Genomic DNA, 18,686 nt, shown 5'->3' on the forward strand with positions numbered 1-18,686 from the left:
CGAGAAATATAAGGATGATTTATAGCGTGGAACATATACATCCTTATATTTGGAACAAGCGGGCACCCGCACCCACGCCCACGCCTTCTTAGCAAGTTTAGAGCAAACTCCTACCGCCAAGCTTTCGGGTGGCCGGAGGGCCCCGCTAGCAGCTACACCCATCCTTCTCTTCCCCGCCGAAATCCACCTGCGTCGGGTAATCATTATCGAAGCAGGAGAGGCATAGGCCTCCCTTATACTCTTCACTGCTGTAGCCGCCGATGGACTGGATCAGTCCTTCCGGCGACAGGAACGACAGGGAATCGGCGTTGATCTCCTCGCACATTTCCTGAATGGTTTTGTACGAGGCGATCAGCTCGCGGCGGTCCGGGGTATCAATCCCGTAGAAGCACGGGTTCTTGAACGGCGGCGATGTAATCCGCACATGCACTTCAAGCGCTCCGGCTTCACGCAGCAGATTGACGATCCGGCGCGAGGTTGTGCCGCGTACGATCGAGTCATCGATCATGACGACGCGCTGGCCTTCGACGACGCGGCGCACGGCGCTAAGCTTCATCTTCACGCCCTGCTCGCGCAGCTCCTGGCTCGGCTGGATGAACGTCCGGCCGGTGTACTTGTTCTTGATCAGGCCAAGCTCATACGGGATGCCGGTCTGCTCGGCATAGCCGATAGCTGCCGAGATACTGGAATCCGGCACGCCGGTGACGATATCGGCATCGACGAAGGATTCCAGCGCCATCCGGCTGCCCATCCGCTTGCGGGCGGAGTGCAGGTTGGAGCCGTTAAGGTCACTGTCCGGGCGGGCAAAATAAATATATTCCATCGCGCACAGCGCTTTGCGTTTGGGTTCGGTGAACCGGTCTTCCAGGAAGCCGTTCTTGTCCAGCACCAGCAGCTCGCCCGGCTCGATGTCACGGACCAGAGTGGCTCCGATAACTTCAAGGGCACAAGACTCGGAAGCGAAGACATATGCTTCACCAAGCCGGCCCATTACCAGCGGGCGCAGCCCGTGCGGGTCAGAGGCGACAATCAGCTTGTCATTAGTCATCAGCAGGAAGGCGAATCCGCCGACAAGCTGGCAGAGCGCATCCTTGGCCGCTTCGACAAAATCCTTCGGAGAGCGTGCAATCAGATGCGCCAGCACCTCAGTATCGCTCGTCGTCTGGAAGATCGAGCCGCTCATCTCAAGCGTCTTGCGGATCAGCGGCTCATTAACGATATTGCCGTTAGTGGCAATCGCCAGATCGCCGTCGCGGTACTTGAAGACCAGCGGCTGCGCATTGGTCAGCCGGCTGTCTCCGCTGGTAGAGTAGCGCACATGTCCAATGGACATGTCGCCGACCAGCGAAGCGATTTTATCCTTATCGAAAACTTCCTTAACCAGGCCCATGCCGCGGTGGTAGTTGAAGTCGCGGCCGTCTGCTACACAGATGCCTGCGCTCTCTTCCCCGCGGTGCTGCAGGGCATGCAGCCCGTAATAAGACATGGAGGCGGCCTCCGGGTGTCCGAAGACCCCAAAGACGCCGCATTCTTCTTTTAACGTGTCAAAAATATCTCCCGAGCCCGTTCCTTCATTGTAAAAGTCGCCGGTCCACAGGATGGGGGTCTCCTGCTTGTTCCCGGTCTTTACTTCATAAGACATGGAATAGCATCCTCCCACACGGATTTAAGTTCTGTTACAGCCTCATCAAGTGCGGATGCACCGTCCAGAGACACGCGCAGCCTGTCACCGCCGACGGTACCGATGATTTCCACCGGTACGCCGTAAGCAGCAACAGCTGCTTTGAGCTCTTCTGCACGCTCAGGTGCAGCAGTCAGCACAATGCGGGACTGGGTTTCACTGAACAGCGCCACATCATGACGCAGTCCGGCAGCAGACAGCTCTACGTTAGCGCCGATATTACCGCTGATACAGCTCTCAGCCAGCGCAGCAGCCAGGCCGCCTTCAGACAGGTCATGTGCCGAACGGACCAGGCCGCTGCGGATCGCAGACAGTACAGCATCCAGCAATTGTTGCTCTGTTGCCAGATCAAGCGCCGGCGGACGGCCTTCAGTCAGACCATGAACAGCATATTGGAACTCACTGCCGCCAAGTTCAGCTTTGGTTACGCCCAGCAGCAGAATAGCATCGCCCTCCTGCTTGAAGGCTTGAGTCGTAATGTGATCGGTATCTTCAACCAGACCCACCATACCCACGACCGGGGTCGGATAGATGGCGCCGGCGGCATTTTCGTTATACAGGCTGACGTTACCGCCGATTACCGGTGTATCCAGCACACGGCAGGCTTCAGCCATACCGTCAACAGCGCGTTCCATCTGCCAGAAAATCTCCGGCTTCTCCGGGCTGCCAAAGTTCAGGTTGTCCGTAATTGCCAGCGGCTTCGCGCCGGAGCAGACAATGTTGCGGGCCGCTTCACTTACCGCGATGCGTCCGCCTACTTCAGGGTCCAGGTACACATAACGCCCGTTACAGTCTGTAGTCATCGCCAGGCCTTTGCGGGTGCCGTGGATAGTAACGACAGCCGCATCGGAGCCCGGACGGACTGCAGTGCTGGTGCGGACCATGTAATCATATTGGTTATACACCCAGGCTTTGCTCGCTACAGTCGGCGAACCTAATACCGTACGCAGGGCACCGCCAAGATCGGTAACCTCTTCATAACGCAAAGTATCTACATTGGCATTCTCTACATAATAAGCTGGAACAGTGGAAGGCTTCTTATAGATCGGACACTCGTCCACCAGCGCCGTTACCGGCATGTCACCGACAACCTCGCCGTGGTGGTAGAGCTTCAGACGGCCGTCATCTGTTACCTTGCCCACTTTACGGCAGATCACGCCCCAGCGGTCAAAAATCTCCTGTGCCTGCGCCTCATCCTTAGGCTCCACCACGAACAGCATCCGCTCCTGGGACTCAGACAGCATCATTTCATAAGGCGTCATGCCTTCTTCGCGCTGCGGCACCTGATCCAGATACAGCTCCAGGCCGTTGCCTGCTTTGCTGGCCATCTCGGCACTGGAGCAGGTAAGGCCTGCTGCGCCCATATCCTGAATACCCAGTACGATGCCGCTGTCGATCAGCTCCAGGCAGGATTCCATAACCAGCTTCTCCATGAACGGATCGCCGACCTGTACCGCTGTCTTTTTGGCTTCGGATTCCTCGCTCAGCTCAACCGAAGCAAAGGTTGCTCCGTGAATCCCGTCACGGCCGGTAGGAGGACCTACGTAGAACACGGGGTTGCCTACACCTTTGGCGACACCGCGCTGGATTTTATCATGATCAATCAGTCCGACACACATCGCGTTAACCAGCGGATTGCCGTCATAGCTGTTGTCGAACATAATTTCGCCGCCGACAGTCGGAATCCCGATACAATTACCGTAGCCTGCGATCCCGGATACAACATGCTCGAACAGATATTTTACCCGGTCACTCTCAAGCTTCCCGAAACGCAGCGAGTTAAGCAGCGCAACCGGTCTTGCACCCATCGAGAAAATATCGCGGATAATTCCGCCCACCCCGGTAGCTGCGCCCTGATAAGGCTCAACAGCTGACGGATGGTTGTGGCTTTCGATTTTGAATACAACGGCCTGATTGTCACCGATGTCTACAATCCCTGCGCCTTCGCCCGGTCCCATAAGAACACGCGGTCCGCTTGTCGGGAAACGCCCGAGCAGCGGCTTGGAGTTTTTGTAGGCACAATGCTCAGACCACATTACGCTGAATACACCGATTTCGGTATAGTTAGGCTTGCGGCCCATAAAAGAGGTGATCAGCTCATACTCGCTGTCCGACACACCGAACTGGCTGTAGATTTTCTGCTCCGCAATCTGCTCTGCGGTCGGCTCCTTAGCGGATACTTGCTGCGTCATAACGTTCCCTCCAAGTCTTGAGAATGGATGTAAACATCCGTTTGCCGTCTTCCGAACCGAGCAGACTGTTAGCCGCACGCTCCGGGTGAGGCATCATGCCTACCACATTGCCTGCCGCGTTGCTGATTCCCGCAATATCGGCTACCGAGCCGTTCGGGTTATCGCTGTATGTGAACACGATCTGATTATTCGCCTGCAAACCGGCAAGCGTCTCTTCATCACAATAATAATTGCCTTCGCCATGTGCGATCGGAATGATAATCTCCTCATCCTTCGCATAATCAACTGTAAACGGAGTGTTGTTATTAACGACCTTAAGCACCGTATCATGACAGCGGAACTTCATCGACATGTTGCGGCGCAGTGCACCCGGCAGGAGTCCCGCCTCGGTCAGAATCTGGAATCCGTTGCAGATGCCGAGCACGAATTTGCCCTGCTCTGCCGCTTTGGCCACCTCAGCCATAACCGGAGCGAAGCGGGAAATCGCGCCGCAGCGCAGATAGTCACCATAAGAGAAGCCGCCCGGCACGAGAATGCAGTCATACGCCGACAGGTCGGTTGCTGTATGCCACACATAATCGACAGGTTCACCTAGGCTGTCTTCTACCGCTTTGTAGCAGTCAATGTCACAATTGGAGCCCGGAAAGACAAGTACAGCAAATTTCATGACTTTTAGTCCTCCAATTCGTAGCGGTAATCCTCGATCACCGTGTTGGCCAGCAGCTTCTCACACATATCCTTGAGGCGTCCTTCCGCTTCAGCGCGGTTGTCCGTGTCGAGCGTCAGCTCCATGTATTTGCCGATACGCAAACTTTCAACTTCCTGAAAACCTACTGAATGAAGAGCTCCCTGCACGGCAACACCTTGGGGATCGAGTACGCTTTTCTTGATGGTGACATAGACTGTCGCTTTTAACATACGCTTGTAGTTCCTCCTAAATTTTAATGGCTGATTAGTTGGATTTTTGCCATCTGATTTCGCCAATTCTCAATTTCTCTAACCTCTAGTTGGAAAATCGCCACTTATTTCGGGCCATATGCTCTAATAAGGGCGAAAACAGTATAAATAGGTAGCGTTTATCCAACTAGTTTTCTTTTTTCGCTGTTTGATCGAGAATTAGATGGCGTATTTCCACTTAGTTTGACTAAGGATAACTCCGGGGCCTTATTTAAGTCTAAAAAAGTGCTGAATTACGTGTTCTTACCACACAACGGGCCTGGTTTCGCCTATAGATCCTTACCGGTAAGCCGGTGATAGATATCCCGGTAGCGCCGGCTTGTTTCTTCCACTACTTCAAGCGGCAGCGGATCAGGCTTGCTGTTCTTGTCCCAGGAGGATGCGGAAAGGTAGGTCCGGACCGGCTCCTTGTCCATGCTGTCAATCTCGATATCAAGTGCATATTTGTCTTTAGCCCAGAAGCGGGAGGCATCCGGCGTAAAAATCTCGTCGATCAGAATCACCTTACCGTCCAGCAGCCCGAACTCGAACTTGCAGTCTGCGAGAATGATCCCGTGCTCCTCACAATACGCTCTGGCAAAAGCGAACAGCTTCAGGCTTTTCTCCTTCAGCTCCAGTGCAAGCTCTGCACCGATCTGCTCCTGCATTTGTTCAAAAGGAATGTCTTCATCATGGCCGACATCATTTTTGGCGGCAGGCGTGAAGATCGGCTGGGCCAGCACCGCGTTTTTACGCAAGCCTTGCGGAAGTCCGATGCCATTAACCTTGCCGGTCTCCTGATACTGCCGCCAGCCGCCGCCGGTGATACAGCCGCGTACGACGCATTCGATATCGATCCGTTCAGCCTTGCGTACAACCATGATACGGTTTTTCAGAGCTTCGCGGTCTTTGATAATGCTGCCAAGCTGATCCACATCAATGTGGACGACATGGTTTTCGATCAGGTCCTTGGTCAGCCCGAACCAGAAGGCACTAAGCCGGTTCAGCACATTGCCTTTGTCCGGCACCGCCGGATCAAGCACATAATCAAACGCGGAGATCCGGTCCGTAACAACGATCAGTACCTGTTCCCCCAAATCGTACAATTCGCGAACCTTTCCTTTATAGAGCAGCGGTGCATCTACGAGCTCCACAGCCGTGGATACGGCAGGGTGTGTCATGACCTTTCCTCCCTCAACTTTTTATTGCTACGTTCTCCTAAATCAGCTCCAGCTTGCGGAAAATCGTGTCCACATGCTTCAGGTGCCAGGTCGGGTTGAAGGCATCGTCGATCTCTTCCGGGCTGAGCACAGCAGTGATCTCAGGAGTCGCTTCGACGATATCACGGAACTGGGTCTGCTCTTCCCAGGCTTGCATTGCCCGCGGCTGAACGGTGTCGTAGGCCTGCTCGCGGCTGAAGCCCTTGTCGATCAGCTTGGTCAGGATGCGGCCGGAGAACGGAACGCCGAAGGTGCGGTTCATGTTGCGCTTCATATTCTCCGGGAACACGGTCAGGTTCTTCACAATGTTGCCGAAGCGGTTCAGCATATAGTTGAGCAGCATCGTCGCATCCGGCAGGATAATCCGTTCTACAGAGGAGTGTGAGATATCGCGCTCGTGCCAGAGCGGCACGTTCTCGTAGGCGGTCACCATGTGGCCGCGGATTACGCGGGACAGGCCGGAGATATTCTCACAGCCGATCGGGTTGCGCTTGTGCGGCATGGCAGATGAACCTTTTTGACCCTTGGCAAAAGCTTCTTCCACCTCGCGGATTTCGCTCTTTTGCAGCGCGCGGATTTCCGTAGCGAACTTGTCAAGTGATGTCGCTACCAGTGCCAGTGCAGCCATGTATTCCGCGTGACGGTCACGCTGCAGGGTCTGAGTCGAGATTGGCGCGGGGCTGGTGCCCAGCTTCTTGCAGACAAATTCCTCTACGAACGGGTCGATGTTGGCATAGGTGCCGACTGCGCCGGAGATTTTACCGAACTGAACGCCTTTAGCCGCATGACGGAAGCGCTCCAGGTTACGTTTCATTTCCTCGTACCACAGGGCCATCTTGAGGCCAAAGGTGGTAGGCTCGGCATGTACGCCGTGCGTGCGCCCCATCATCGGGGTGTCTTTGTAAGCTACCGCTTTGTCTTTGAGAATTTCAATAAAGGTAATGATATCCTTCTCCAGAATCTCGTTCGCCTGACGCAGCAGGTAACCCAGCGCTGTATCAACAACGTCTGTTGAAGTCAGTCCGTAGTGCACCCATTTGCGTTCTGCACCCAGGCTCTCGGACACTGCACGGGTAAATGCGATAACATCATGACGGGTTTCCAGCTCGATTTCATTGATCCGGTCAATGTCGAATTTTGCATCCTTGCGCAGCTTGGCGGCGTCCTCCTGCGGAATGACTCCCAGCTCGGCCCAGGCTTCACAAGCGCAAATTTCTACTTCAAGCCAGGCATTAAATTTATTTTCTTCGGTCCAGATGGCCCGCATCTCAGGTCTGCTGTAACGTTCAATCATAGCTTTCAGTTCCTCCAAAGGTTAGTTTGCTCTACCCAGGACAGCCCGTCGCCGGTATCCTTGCAGAGCAGGTTGATATGGCCCATTTTACGGCCGGTTTTGCTCTCAGTCTTTCCGTATATATGAAGCTTGGGGGCAACCCCCAGCTTGTGTGCCGCTTCATCCGCCTGTCCTGTCCGCTCTATTGCTCCGTCCAGATGCTGGCCCAGCACATTTACCATGACCACAGGAGTCAGCAGCCTAGTATCGCCAAGCGGCAAATTGCAGATGGCCCGGATATGCTGCTCGAACTGTGAAGTTGCGCAGGCGTCCATTGTATAATGTCCTGAATTATGCGGCCGCGGCGCCAGCTCGTTGACGAATATTTCCCCGTCCTCCGTAACGAACATTTCCACAGCCAATAGTCCGACTGCATTCAATCCTGACACCAGCCGCTCAGCCAGCTCACGGGCACGCTGCTGCAGCTCCTCAGACACGCGGGCAGGCACGATGGACAGATGCAAAATATTATTCACATGAATGTTCTCCGCCGGCGGGAAGCTCTTCACCTCGCCCGAAGCGCTGCGGGCAGCGATGACCGAAATTTCGCACTGGAATTTCACAAATTTCTCTAGCACCAGCTCCGGTGCATCGGCGCCTTCCGCAGCGCCAGGCGCTACCTGCCTGAACGCAGCTTCCAGCTCCTCCGGCTGGCGGATGACGGCTTGTCCCTTGCCGTCATATCCCCCTGTGGCTGTCTTCAGCACACAGGGCAGGCCCAGCCCGGCAGCCGCGGCGGTAAGCTCCGCCAGGCTGCCGACCTTGCGGTACGGGGCGACGGGCACGCCCGCAGCCTCGATCGCAGCCTTCTCGCGCAGACGGTGCTGCGTCGTATACAGCAGCTCGCTGCCCTGCGGCACGTACGATTCCTCCGTCAGCAAGGCGGCTACGCCGGCATCGACGTTCTCGAACTCGTACGTGATGACATCTGCGCGCTGCGCCAGCTCCCGCGCCGCGCCCTGGTCATTGTACGCCGCGGTGATCTGCGGCGTTACCTGCCCGCAGGGCGCATCCGCCGCAGGGTCCAGCGCCACGAAGCGATAGCCCATGGCGATGCCGTCCAGCGCCATCATCCGCCCGAGCTGTCCGCCGCCGAGCACGCCGATCGTCGCCCTGCCCGGCAGCAGCGTGCGGAACGCTCCGGCTTTCAAAGCTTTTGCGTCCTGTCCATCCTGTCCGCCCGTCACTTCCGCTCTAAGCTCCTGCCTCATAAGCTCTCGCTGCTTTCCAGCACTTCGCGCTCGATTCTTTCGCGCCGCGCCAGCACCCGGCTCTGCACTTCCGAATCAAACGCGCCGATGATCTGCGCAGCCAGCAGCCCTGCATTGGTCGCTCCGGCCCGGCCGATTGCCACCGTCGCCACCGGAATGCCGCCCGGCATCTGCACGATCGACAGCAGAGAATCAAGCCCGTTCAGCGCTTTGGTCTGCACGGGCACTCCGATCACCGGCAGCATGGTCTTTGCCGCAACCATCCCCGGCAGATGCGCCGCACCGCCTGCCCCGGCAATAATGACTTTCAGCCCGCGGCCCGCTGCTTCTTCCGCATAGCGGAACATCAGATCCGGTGTACGGTGGGCAGACACTACCTTTTTCTCATACGGTATGTTCAGCTCCTCCAGCACCGCACAGGCATGTTCCATCGTCTCCCAGTCTGACTTGCTGCCCATGATTACCCCAACCTGCACTGACATGTTTCAACCTTCCCCTCCGCTCGATATAGAAGCTCTTTTTGTCGTATGCACTCTAAGTTTGTCCTATTTCACGACAGTTTTCCATAAATTCGAAAAAAAAAGCCCGGATTCCAGACGCATGCTTCTGCGGGTGGACCCAGACTACTTAAGAGGAAACAGGAGAAGACAGCTCTGCCATGCAGGCAGAATCATAATAAACAGCGTCAGGCGCAGAAGCTCACCGTCCGGGACGGAGCGGCGCTGAGGGCTGTCCCATTCATCCTATTTCCTCGTAGTCCGGTAATTTACGGTTCCCGGGTAGAAACTTCCGGGCCCTATTCCCGGCTTTATACGAGCTCTTCATAGGTTCAGTTTAACAATGCCCTACACTTCGTGTCAACTTAAACACGAACATTGTTATATAGACACGGGAAATCGTTCGCTTTTAGACATAAAAAAAGGGAGAAACACGTAAGTGTCCCGCCCTAATTCATCTATTATTTTACAACCAGCACCGGAATCCGGGCACTCTGCACGACATTATGGCTGACACTGCCCAGGACAAATTCACGTATCCCGCCGAGTCCGCGGCTGCCGATGACAATAACGTCCATTCCATGCTCTTTGGCATAATTCAGAATCAGCTCGGCAGGAGAACCCTGCAGCAGCTCAACCGTGGCATTCAGGCCTTCAGCCTCCAGGCGCCCTCTGACCTCATCCGTAGTCTGCACGGCCAAATCATAATAATCCTTATTCACTGAAGCCGGCAGTGGCGCGAGAGCTTCCCCGATGAAGAACCGCGGGAATTCGAATGCGTGTACGACGTAAATAGAAGATCCGGGAGTTACCTTTGCCAGTTCGATCGCCCGCTCAAGTGCTTGATTGGATGCTTTGGAACCGTCATAGGCGAGCAAAATTTTAGAGAATAACATGTACGCCACCTCTTTTTCATTTTGATTAACCAGCAGTTCGGTTATAAACCGCTATCTTAAAAAATACCCGTACAGCAGAATGTTAAGCAGCAGCAGCAGCGGAATACCGATCCGGAAGGAAGTATGCCTGGTTTTATGCCGTTTGCGGTACATGGCAATAAGAATGCCAAGCGCGCCGCCCATGAACGCCAGCAGAAACAGCGTCTTCTCCGGCACACGGTCCCGTCTCGCCCGGGCTTTATTCTTGTCTTCGGACATCACCACATAGGCGATAATATTAATCAGCACGAACCATATCAGAACACCCCTGACCATCTTCCCGGCCCCTCCTCCTTGCATTCTACCTGTCTCTTATTATATTCCCCTTTGCCGCAAAAAACCAATAACCTCACATAAGCTGCCAGCGTTCTAACCTGCCCTGTTAAGCTTTTTGGCAGCCCCTCCGCTCTCTCTGATCCATACCCACGACAAGACCGCAGCAAGCGCAGCAGCAATCCCGCCCAGCCAAAATCCGCCCCTAAGCCCGTAAGCAGCACTCATCCAGCCCGCCACAAAAGGTCCCCCGGACATCCCTACCGCGTAAACCGCCTGATAAAAGCCCATCGCAGTCGCCCGTTTGAACGGAGCCACATCCGAGACAGACTTACCCAGCAGCAGCGGAAAAATCAGCCCTTGCATGAACCCGTTCCCCACCTGGGTCGCACAGAGCGCCGCCAGCGTCGGCATCGAAGGAATCAATAGTGTACATACTGCGCTTCCGGCAAAACCCAGCATTAACGTCCCGCGGTCACCCAGCAGTCTGCCAAATATCCGCGATCCATACAATGTAGCTGCAGCATGCGGCACCATAAAAGCCAGCGTCAGCCAGCCCAGGCTCTCCTTGCTTGCCCCGATATCAAGCGCCTGATTCGGCGTGTACCCGAACATCGTAATGAACAGTACACAATGCGCCAGCACCGATAAAAGCGAGACCTTGACCAGCAGCGGCTCCTTCATTACTCCAGCAAGATCCTTCAGCCGGATTCCGCCTTCATGTTTCTCCTGCCTCTGCTCCGGCAAGCGCAGGACGAGCAGCATAGCGAGCACCGCTACAATGCCGCCGACGATAAAGGGCATGTTCCAGCCCCAGTGCTCCACCATATAGCCGCTGATCATCATGCTCGACAGCTGGGCAATTACCGTGGTGAACTGCAGCATGCCCATTGCTTTTCCGGCTTCCTCTTTAGGAAAATATCCCGCGAACATCACCGAGTATACAACCCAGGCGGACGCCGCAATCCCAGAAACTGCCCGTGCTACAAGGGCCCACACCGGATCTGCACCGGCCATAAAAATCAGGCAGCTTGCTCCGCTTGCAATTAGCCCCAGATAAATGAACGGCCGCCGCCGGTTCAAATAGTCCGACCCGATACCGATCGGCAGCCGGAACAGAATCTGCATCAGCCCGTATACGCCAAGCACCGCTCCGACCATAACATAAGAAGCACCCAGATGCTCCACATACGGTGAAAGTACAGGTACATAGATGTAAGATGAGAACCAGAACATAAAGACGATTACTAAAAAGTAAAACCGGCTGCTTCCTCTCACGCCCGGGGATTGCACCGCTGCTTGTACCTGATCCTGCTGCCTTCCTGCCACTGCCATTGCTGTCATCCGCTCCATTTCCGTCTGCAGGCTGCTTTGCTCCCTGCTCTAGCTTTCTCAGTAAATAGAGTACAACATCCACGGCTTTTATGTAACAGTAACATTAGACAATCCTTTCTGATACCGCGTAAGTAATAGTAACAAGCACATCCCGCAGCAGTGGTCAGTACGGTTACCCAAACCGAACAGGACTGCGGATAATGCTCCGCAGTCCTGTTTGCTTCACCGTTATTATTCAGCCATTTCTGCCTTAATGCAAGCCGGATTTATTTCCCCTTCGCCTTGGCCTCCATAGCTGCTTTAAGCAGATCGCCAAGATTCGAGCCGGCACTTTCCTGCTTACTGTACTGCTGCACCAGCTTCTGCTGCTCGCGCTTGTTGATATGCTTATGGTCTTTATCCATCGTTTCCGTTATCCCGCAGCCGAGACACTGTACATAAGGGCCGGCTTTACCCTCCTTAAGCTCCATCTTCTTATGGCATTGCGGACAACGCCGGCCCGACAGCTTCTTCTCGCCTGCCCGGGTATAGCCGCAGTCGTCTGCCGGACATACCAGCAGCTTGCCGCGTTTCGTCTTCTTCTCCAGCATTCTCGTCCCGCAGTCCGGACAATGGCTGGCAGAGACATTATGCGGCTTGTACTCGGCTCCGCTGCTCTTTACGCCGGATACCAGCTCCTGCGCCATAGTGCGGATACCTTCCAGGAAAGGCTCCGGCTTGCCCTGGCCGCGGGCAATCCGCTCAAGCTCCCCTTCCCAGCGTGCTGTCAGCTCCGGTGTGCGCAACTGAGCCGACACCAATTCTATCAGTTGCTTGCCTTTACCTGTCGGATGAAGTAAGTTACCCTGACGTTCAATCGTATCGGAGCTGACCAGCTTCTCAATAATATCTGCCCGGGTCGCCGGCGTGCCAAGCCCGTGCTTCTCCATCTGGGTCAGAAGGGACGCTTCATTATAACGTTTAGGAGGCTGCGTCCGGCCTTGACGCACAATGCAGCGCTGAATCTTCACGGCTTCCCCTTCGCGCAGCTCCGGCAGCTTCACACTGCCTGCCGCAGGCTCATCTGCAGAATGCTCTTCCTCATCGTCACTGCTCATATCTCCGCCATAAACCTCACGCCAGCCCGCATCCTTTACTGTCGTGCCTTTGACATGGAAGCTCTCGCCTTCAACAGTAACAGTCACCGCTACAGCATCATAACGTGCAGGCGGGTAGAACAGGCTAATAAAGCGGCGCACGATCAGATCATAGAGCTTTCGCTCCTCTGCACTAAGCTGATTCAATAAGACGGTCTGCTCCGTTGGAATAATGGCATGATGGTCGCTCACCTTGCTGTCATCCACAATCCGTTTGGTAATCGGCAGCGGCTTACGCAGCAGCGGACGCGCCAGAGCTGCATATGGCCCTACAGCAACACTGTCCAGGCGCTCCTTCAATGTACCCGTCATATCGGATGTCAGATAACGGCTGTCTGTGCGCGGATAAGTAACCAGCTTATGCTGCTCATATAGTTTTTGAAGCACACCCGAAGTCTGCTTGGCTGAGAAGCCGAACTTGCGGTTGGCATCGCGCTGCAGCTCTGTAAGGTCATAAGCCAGCGGATGCGGCTCACTTTTCTCGCTTTTCTGCACCTTGCTAACCCGGCCTGAACGTCCGGTCAGCTTATCCTTAAGTACAGCCGCCTTCTCCTTATCAAACATCCGCCCGTCCCCGCCCTGGGCACGCCAGCCCGCCTGAAAGCTTCCAAAATCAGCAGTGAGCAGCTCATACTCTTGGGAACGGAATCCGGTAATCTCATTTTCCCGGTCCATGATCATACCGAGTGATGGCGTCTGCACACGGCCCGCCGACAGCGGTGCACCGAACTTACAGGTCAATGCCCGGGTTACATTTAGTCCGATCATCCAGTCTGCCTCGGCACGGCAGCGTGCCGATTCATAGAGCCGGTCGAAATCCCGCCCCGGACGGAGTGAGGCGAAGCCTTCTTTTATCGCTTTATCCGTCTGCGAGGAGATCCACAGCCGCTTAAACGGCTTGTTCCAGCCTGCCATATTCATGATCCACCGCGCCAAAAGCTCCCCCTCACGCGCAGCATCCGTAGCCACAATCAGCTCCCCGACATCCTGGCGCTTCATCAGCTGCTGTACTGCCTTATACTGCTGGCTGGTCTCCCGCAGCACCTTCAGCTTCGCCTTCTCCGGCAGAATAGGCAGATCCTCCAGAGCCCAACTTGCAAACTTACTATTATAATCCTCCGGCTCCGCCAGGCCGACCAAATGCCCGAGCGCCCAGGTTACGACATATTTAGGCCCTTCAATATAGCTTTTCTGTTTATTTCCGCAGCCCATTACACGTGCAATCTCACGTGCTACCGAGGGCTTTTCTGCAAGCACCAGTGTCTTCATGATTCTCTCCTTTCCCTTTCAACAACTTATTATACCATTATTCAAAAGACCGCAAATATCGTCAGGCGAAAATCCCTTCATCTAATATAAACTAAATTTATATTAAAATGTTTGTCAGCCGAAAGGAGTCACAGCCAATGTCCGCTTCAGAAATGTATAATGTAGTTCCCGTAGGTGCAGTCTCCGGCACTCAGCATAACCTGCAGATCGAGATTGAACCTGAGTATAGAGCAGCACTCAAGGGATTGGAGGAGTTCAGCCACTGCCAGATTCTCTGGTGGATTCATGAGTTTGCCGATGATATGTTCCGGACAACTACACAGATTGAGCCTCCTTATGATGCTCCTGTAACAGGTGTATTTGCCTCACGTTCCCCGGTTAGACCCAATCCTATTGGACTTAGTGTAGCAGAGATTATCTCTGTTGATTCGGTTGAAGGGATTATTAAGGTTGGCGGGCTGGATGCTTATCCGGGAACACCGGTGTTAGATATAAAAGCTTACTTTCCGACTACAGACCGTGTCCGTCATGTGAAGGTTCCAGCTTGGGCATCCTCATGGGGCGAGTGGGCAGGGGAATAAAATTTAGCCAGGGGGAGAATGAATGGATAACCGTCAGCTAATTATGACAGCAATTGATCATATCGAGGATAATCTCCGGCAACCGGTATCTGTCCGCTCTCTCTCCCAGTTCACAGGCTATTCCATGTATCATTTTATCCGGCTGTTCCAAGGGATTACCGGCCTTACACCTGGCGACTACATCGCCAGACGCAAAATTACAGAAGCCGTGCGGGATATCCTCAGCAAGCCCAGACGTTCTTTGCTGGATATTTCACTGGACTACTCATTTAAAGACTACGAAACCTTTGTGCGCACCTTCAAAAGACTGCTGCATACCACACCAACCATGCTCCGCCAGAAAATAAACCCCGAGCTCCCCCTGCTGCTTCATCGGCTCTATAGTCATGATCTGCAGCAATGGATCCTTCAACATACCAGCGAACCGCAAACCGTTGAAATTGGTGAAATTAAACTACAGGGAATACAAGTCACAGTTGATGATGATCCTTCGCTTATCAGCAATGCCTGGAAGCAGCTATCCGGCAGTTTACCTTCTATTTCAGAGCGTATGCTTCCTGAGAGATTCTATCAGCTGGGCTACTGGACTGATGATTACGGGGATAACGGAATCCGTTTCCTGTGCGGGTGCGAGTTAAATAATACGCCTTCTCCCGCTTCCCGTTCCTTGGCAGGGCAATCACTAATTTCTCCTGAGCTCCCTATCCATAGCTTGCCCCCGGCACGTTATCTGAAATTTCAACACAGAGGAAGATCAGCTGATATTTCAGCAATCTATAAATATATCTACGGCGTATTTCTGCCCAAGACGGATTACCAGCTTACGCTCCCCTATGAATTTGAGTATTATGGAAAAGACTATCTGGGACCAGAAGACCCCGGATCGGTCAGTGAGATTTATATTCCTATTGCATCACTCTGATTACTAATAACACAAAAAGGCCCGAATCTGCCCAGCAGACACGGGCTTGTTTGTATTCATTCCAATGTATGATAATCCTCTAGGGAATCACAATTGTAGTCTCAAGCTCTTTGTAATAGGTTTTTATCCGCTCCCCGTTGACATCCTCCAACAGATTCAGTTCACTATCTAAAGTACATGTATAGGGTCTGACCGTAATCGTCTTGGGCACCCTCGGGAAAATATTGTAGGAGTTATCCAGGATCGGATGCTGAACCGCCTTGGCTTTTACATAACCCATCTGTGAATTCGTAACGTTGCCTAAATCATCTACAAGTTCATAGAATACAGATGTTGGAGCATATTCCCCTGTCTGCTCCGCCGAGACAGGCACTTCCCCCTCACTGGTTATAATCATTCTCATCGTAACAGGCGTAATATCCAGGCTCTTAACCTTATAATGGAAGGAACCTTTGCTTGCTCCCTGATCCGGTTTAAGGTTAATGCTTCTCCCCTCTACCTTATTCACTGTTACCTGAAACTCAAACGGCTCTGCAATCTGCGCAACCGGCACACGGATATTAACCTGAAATTCATCTCCAAGGGCTGCAGTGTTCCGCAGCTCATTCAGCTCTAATAAAATCATATTTGACTGTCCATATACGCCTCCAGTGGATGAGGAGCCGGCGCTAACCGGTTCGCCTGACGGCAGGGTTACAACCGGTAACCCCAGTAGACCTTTTGTCGATTGGTCAAACTCATGGGTATAGAAATTAGTGATCTCTGCCATTACCCGCTCATCCATAACCCCAGCTCTATCAAAACCAATAGCCAGCCGGGTACCGTCATATAATACTTCTGTAATACTTAAGGTTACCCCATCATGAGTGACACTCAAGTTAGGTGAAGTCGTCAGGCCCTTTTCCGCCGCCAGCTTTAGGCCTGCATTTTCCGTATGTTCGAATACACTGCTGAACACCGGAAACTGCTTTAATGTATCTGCCCACGCCGGAGAGATGAATCCGGCTGTTATTGTTCCTATTACAAGGAATACAGCTAAACTTGCGGCTATTAACGTTTTCTTAAGTAATTTCAATCTCCTTCCTCCTTTTATCTCCAGTTGTTCTATACGGTTCATAATCGGTTCGTTATAACTGTCCACAGGTAATGGAATCTTTCCGATGCTGAGGCGGATATGGTCCACTATTTGCTGTTCAGTTTGATTCTGCCACTTCTCCATGACTGCAGCCTCCTTCGTTCGCTTTTTGCTGGACCAGCTTTTTCCGGAGCCTTTCATATTTCTTGCGGAGAGCTACCGAACTGCGCCCTGTAATCTGCGCAATTTCATCGAAGCTGTATTGTTCCACTACACGAAGAATTAACAACACTCTTTCATCCGGATTAAGATCTCTAAACAGCCTGTCCACAGCCGAATCGTCCGGAGGTTCTTGATAACCCCGCACAATTTGCATGGTATAAAATGATAACAGGCGAATACGGCGCTTACGTTTGCGCAGCTGATCCAGACAATGATGATACGCTACCTTATAGAGCCATGCTGAAAAAGAAACCCGCTCTTCATAGCGTCCAATCTCCTGATACACCTTAACAAATATATCCTGTACAGCATCCTCTGCTTCTTCGCGGCTCCTTAAGATGCAATAACAATATGTATACATCTGCCGTTCATACGCTGTTATCAGCGTTGCAAAGAACTGCCGTTCACCAGCACGTACTTTACTAATCGCTTCTTTAATCACATTTGGATTCAATTGACACCCGGGATTGCCATGTTCCAAAAGTTTCACCTCCGTTTTCCTTTTACAGCTATATAACGAACGCCGGTTGGTTATTTGTGACATCTAAAGAATAATCAAGATATAAAAAAGGCACCTCTCTGCAAAATAGAGAACTGCCTTCATATAACACTGTAATTAGACTGTATTTGTTATAAAGCTAATTACTCAAGCTTTAAGTGAGCTTCGAAAAGTACCCGGTCTGAATCCTGTCCGCGTATGTAAACCCCGTCTTTCATCCATTCAGTACGTAAAATACTTATTTCTGTACCATACTTAGCTTCCTGTGCATAAGTGATCTGCAGACCGGTAAGCCTCAGCCCTTTCCACTCCTCCAGCGTCAGGGCATCACAGCAGATATCCACATACCGTGCGTTATTCAGATGGCCATTGTTATCCAGACCGCTATATCTTACCTGATACAGATACGACTCCTGCAAAATAACACCTGCCGGTATAGTCACCTTTTGCGGTAATGGCCCTACGGAATCCTCAAGATAAGGCTCTACCGCAACCGGCAAAGCCGATGGACGGAGAATCTTACGTTTATCAATATCCACAAGAGCCCATATCGAGCGTGCCGATGCAATCTCCAGTCCATTCTCAGCAAAAATCCTGTAATCCCGCTGCCAGAGCGCCCCTTTAGTTCCTTTACTCCAAGTATGTACAGTAAGAGCCTCATTCGGCAACGGCAGGCGGCTGATATCTACATCCATCGTAATAACCATCCAGCCCATTCCTGCTGCCAGCATTTTATCCATGCTCAAACCCAGGTTGTTAACAGCTGAATCTGCTGCACGCTGCATGATATCAAGCAGAAAGGATAGCTTGCCCTTTGACCGGAAATCCGTATCACTTGCTTGAACAAAGAATGTTTCTATCCACAATAAAGGGTCTACCTGGCTCATTTTTTGCGCTCCTTTGCATTTTATACACATTCTTCACGGCTGTATCCACATAAGTTAACTTTATATCCACACAATCTGGGGAGAACATTAATCCCTAAACCATCATAAAAAACCTATCCACATGTGTATAAGTGTTTTTCTCAGACATTTCCCGTCAGCTATCCACATTATTCTATAATACCATTTCAAGTTAAGACTGTATCAAATTCATTTATCCCCAAAATATCATTAAACAACAAAAAAGCCACTGTCGATTGCTCAACAATGACTTTATGTGCTTGGCAGCGTCCTACTCTCCCAGGACCCTTCGGTCCAAGTACCATTGGCGCTGGAGGACTTAACGGTCGTGTTCGGGATGGGTACGCGTGGAACCCCTCCGCCATCGCCACCAAACATGCGTCTGTGAAACAGACGCTGCCGCTAGACATTTGATTCAACACCAGAAGTGCGAATAAATGTTGTTGCGTTACAGGCTTGATCAC

General features: G+C 52.7%; 17 protein-coding genes, 1 rRNA gene and 1 riboswitch. Of the genes, 2 read left to right on the forward strand and 16 right to left on the reverse strand.

Annotation, left to right across the window (positions count from 1 at the left end; genetic code table 11):
- Window positions 1-145 precede the first annotated feature (145 nt).
- The 12 genes from purF to BN3772_RS16940 form a co-directional block, all read right to left on the reverse strand.
- Window positions 146-1,642, reverse strand: a complete 1,497-nt coding sequence (gene purF / locus BN3772_RS16885; protein ID WP_042200905.1) for an amidophosphoribosyltransferase — start codon at window positions 1,640-1,642, stop codon at window positions 146-148.
- On the reverse strand, window positions 1,627-3,873 hold the full coding sequence (gene purL, locus BN3772_RS16890) for a phosphoribosylformylglycinamidine synthase subunit PurL (protein WP_042200907.1): 2,247 nt from the start codon (window positions 3,871-3,873) through the stop codon (window positions 1,627-1,629). The genes purF and purL overlap by 16 nt, the downstream gene beginning before the upstream one ends.
- Entirely contained in the window at window positions 3,851-4,540 is a 690-nt protein-coding gene (gene purQ / locus BN3772_RS16895; RefSeq protein ID WP_042200908.1) for a phosphoribosylformylglycinamidine synthase subunit PurQ, read from the reverse strand. The genes purL and purQ overlap by 23 nt, the downstream gene beginning before the upstream one ends.
- A 5-nt stretch (window positions 4,541-4,545) precedes the next feature.
- Window positions 4,546-4,791, reverse strand: coding sequence for a phosphoribosylformylglycinamidine synthase subunit PurS (purS, locus tag BN3772_RS16900; protein ID WP_039298247.1), 246 nt, complete (start codon window positions 4,789-4,791; stop codon window positions 4,546-4,548).
- 308 nt (window positions 4,792-5,099) lie between these two features.
- Window positions 5,100-5,990: a phosphoribosylaminoimidazolesuccinocarboxamide synthase gene (locus BN3772_RS16905; protein ID WP_042200909.1), complete on the reverse strand. Its 891-nt coding sequence runs from the start codon at window positions 5,988-5,990 to the stop codon at window positions 5,100-5,102.
- Window positions 5,991-6,027: 37 nt separating this feature from the next.
- Complete coding sequence (purB, locus tag BN3772_RS16910; protein ID WP_042200910.1) at window positions 6,028-7,323, reverse strand: adenylosuccinate lyase; 1,296 nt, start codon at window positions 7,321-7,323, stop codon at window positions 6,028-6,030.
- A 5-nt stretch (window positions 7,324-7,328) separates the two neighbouring features.
- Window positions 7,329-8,573 (reverse strand): 5-(carboxyamino)imidazole ribonucleotide synthase, encoded by a 1,245-nt coding sequence (gene purK / locus BN3772_RS16915; RefSeq protein ID WP_042200911.1) that lies wholly within the window; start codon window positions 8,571-8,573, stop codon window positions 7,329-7,331.
- On the reverse strand, window positions 8,570-9,055 hold the full coding sequence (gene purE, locus BN3772_RS16920) for a 5-(carboxyamino)imidazole ribonucleotide mutase (RefSeq protein ID WP_042200913.1): 486 nt from the start codon (window positions 9,053-9,055) through the stop codon (window positions 8,570-8,572). The genes purK and purE overlap by 4 nt, the downstream gene beginning before the upstream one ends.
- A gap of 252 nt (window positions 9,056-9,307) precedes the next feature.
- A riboswitch (purine riboswitch) is annotated at window positions 9,308-9,409 on the reverse strand.
- Between the two features lie 122 nt (window positions 9,410-9,531).
- Window positions 9,532-9,966 (reverse strand): universal stress protein, encoded by a 435-nt coding sequence (locus tag BN3772_RS16925; RefSeq protein WP_042172686.1) that lies wholly within the window; start codon window positions 9,964-9,966, stop codon window positions 9,532-9,534.
- Between the two features lie 51 nt (window positions 9,967-10,017).
- On the reverse strand, window positions 10,018-10,281 hold the full coding sequence (locus BN3772_RS16930) for a DUF1294 domain-containing protein (RefSeq protein WP_042200914.1): 264 nt from the start codon (window positions 10,279-10,281) through the stop codon (window positions 10,018-10,020).
- 93 nt (window positions 10,282-10,374) lie between these two features.
- Window positions 10,375-11,622: an MFS transporter gene (locus BN3772_RS16935; protein ID WP_244444769.1), complete on the reverse strand. Its 1,248-nt coding sequence runs from the start codon at window positions 11,620-11,622 to the stop codon at window positions 10,375-10,377.
- A 257-nt stretch (window positions 11,623-11,879) separates the two neighbouring features.
- Window positions 11,880-14,018, reverse strand: a complete 2,139-nt coding sequence (locus BN3772_RS16940) for a DNA topoisomerase III (RefSeq protein ID WP_042200915.1) — start codon at window positions 14,016-14,018, stop codon at window positions 11,880-11,882.
- Between the two features lie 137 nt (window positions 14,019-14,155).
- Between BN3772_RS16940 and tsaA the strand changes: the two genes are divergently transcribed.
- Together tsaA and BN3772_RS16950 are read left to right on the forward strand one after the other, a co-directional pair.
- Complete coding sequence (tsaA, locus tag BN3772_RS16945) at window positions 14,156-14,599, forward strand: tRNA (N6-threonylcarbamoyladenosine(37)-N6)-methyltransferase TrmO (protein WP_042200916.1); 444 nt, start codon at window positions 14,156-14,158, stop codon at window positions 14,597-14,599.
- A 22-nt stretch (window positions 14,600-14,621) separates the two neighbouring features.
- Entirely contained in the window at window positions 14,622-15,521 is a 900-nt protein-coding gene (locus BN3772_RS16950; protein ID WP_042200917.1) for a helix-turn-helix domain-containing protein, read from the forward strand.
- Between the two features lie 79 nt (window positions 15,522-15,600).
- Here the strand turns inward: BN3772_RS16950 and BN3772_RS16955 are convergent, their stop codons facing one another.
- The 4 genes from BN3772_RS16955 to rrf form a co-directional block, all read right to left on the reverse strand.
- Window positions 15,601-16,596, reverse strand: coding sequence for a DUF4179 domain-containing protein (locus BN3772_RS16955; protein ID WP_157643609.1), 996 nt, complete (start codon window positions 16,594-16,596; stop codon window positions 15,601-15,603).
- Window positions 16,597-16,714: 118 nt separating this feature from the next.
- Window positions 16,715-17,299 carry an RNA polymerase sigma factor gene (locus BN3772_RS16960; RefSeq protein WP_042200919.1) on the reverse strand — a complete coding sequence of 195 codons (585 nt, stop codon included), beginning with the start codon at window positions 17,297-17,299 and terminating at the stop codon, window positions 16,715-16,717.
- A 161-nt stretch (window positions 17,300-17,460) separates the two neighbouring features.
- Window positions 17,461-18,204, reverse strand: a complete 744-nt coding sequence (locus BN3772_RS16965) for an acyl-[acyl-carrier-protein] thioesterase (RefSeq protein ID WP_042200921.1) — start codon at window positions 18,202-18,204, stop codon at window positions 17,461-17,463.
- Between the two features lie 276 nt (window positions 18,205-18,480).
- Window positions 18,481-18,597 (reverse strand): 5S ribosomal RNA (gene rrf, locus BN3772_RS16970).
- Window positions 18,598-18,686 lie beyond the last annotated feature (89 nt).

Source organism: Paenibacillus camerounensis (assembly GCF_000723885.1).
GTDB classification, from domain to species: Bacteria; Bacillota; Bacilli; order Paenibacillales; family Paenibacillaceae; genus Paenibacillus_AQ; species Paenibacillus_AQ camerounensis.

Excerpts from the sequence above, each read along its gene's own strand:
- BN3772_RS16965 (WP_042200921.1), bottom strand. The coding sequence starts at position 18,204 with ATGAGCCAGGTAGACCCTTTATTGTGGATAGAAACATTCTTTGTTCAA.
- purL (WP_042200907.1), bottom strand. The coding sequence starts at position 3,873 with ATGACGCAGCAAGTATCCGCTAAGGAGCCGACCGCAGAGCAGATTGCG.
- purE (WP_042200913.1), bottom strand. The coding sequence starts at position 9,055 with ATGTCAGTGCAGGTTGGGGTAATCATGGGCAGCAAGTCAGACTGGGAG.
- BN3772_RS16935 (WP_244444769.1), bottom strand. The coding sequence starts at position 11,622 with ATGACAGCAATGGCAGTGGCAGGAAGGCAGCAGGATCAGGTACAAGCA.
- BN3772_RS16905 (WP_042200909.1), bottom strand. The coding sequence starts at position 5,990 with ATGACACACCCTGCCGTATCCACGGCTGTGGAGCTCGTAGATGCACCG.
- BN3772_RS16930 (WP_042200914.1), bottom strand. The coding sequence starts at position 10,281 with ATGGTCAGGGGTGTTCTGATATGGTTCGTGCTGATTAATATTATCGCC.
- purS (WP_039298247.1), bottom strand. The coding sequence starts at position 4,791 with ATGTTAAAAGCGACAGTCTATGTCACCATCAAGAAAAGCGTACTCGAT.
- purF (WP_042200905.1), bottom strand. The coding sequence starts at position 1,642 with ATGTCTTATGAAGTAAAGACCGGGAACAAGCAGGAGACCCCCATCCTG.
- purK (WP_042200911.1), bottom strand. The coding sequence starts at position 8,573 with ATGAGGCAGGAGCTTAGAGCGGAAGTGACGGGCGGACAGGATGGACAG.
- tsaA (WP_042200916.1), top strand. The coding sequence starts at position 14,156 with ATGTCCGCTTCAGAAATGTATAATGTAGTTCCCGTAGGTGCAGTCTCC.
- purQ (WP_042200908.1), bottom strand. The coding sequence starts at position 4,540 with ATGAAATTTGCTGTACTTGTCTTTCCGGGCTCCAATTGTGACATTGAC.
- BN3772_RS16950 (WP_042200917.1), top strand. The coding sequence starts at position 14,622 with ATGGATAACCGTCAGCTAATTATGACAGCAATTGATCATATCGAGGAT.
- BN3772_RS16925 (WP_042172686.1), bottom strand. The coding sequence starts at position 9,966 with ATGTTATTCTCTAAAATTTTGCTCGCCTATGACGGTTCCAAAGCATCC.
- purB (WP_042200910.1), bottom strand. The coding sequence starts at position 7,323 with ATGATTGAACGTTACAGCAGACCTGAGATGCGGGCCATCTGGACCGAA.
- BN3772_RS16940 (WP_042200915.1), bottom strand. The coding sequence starts at position 14,018 with ATGAAGACACTGGTGCTTGCAGAAAAGCCCTCGGTAGCACGTGAGATT.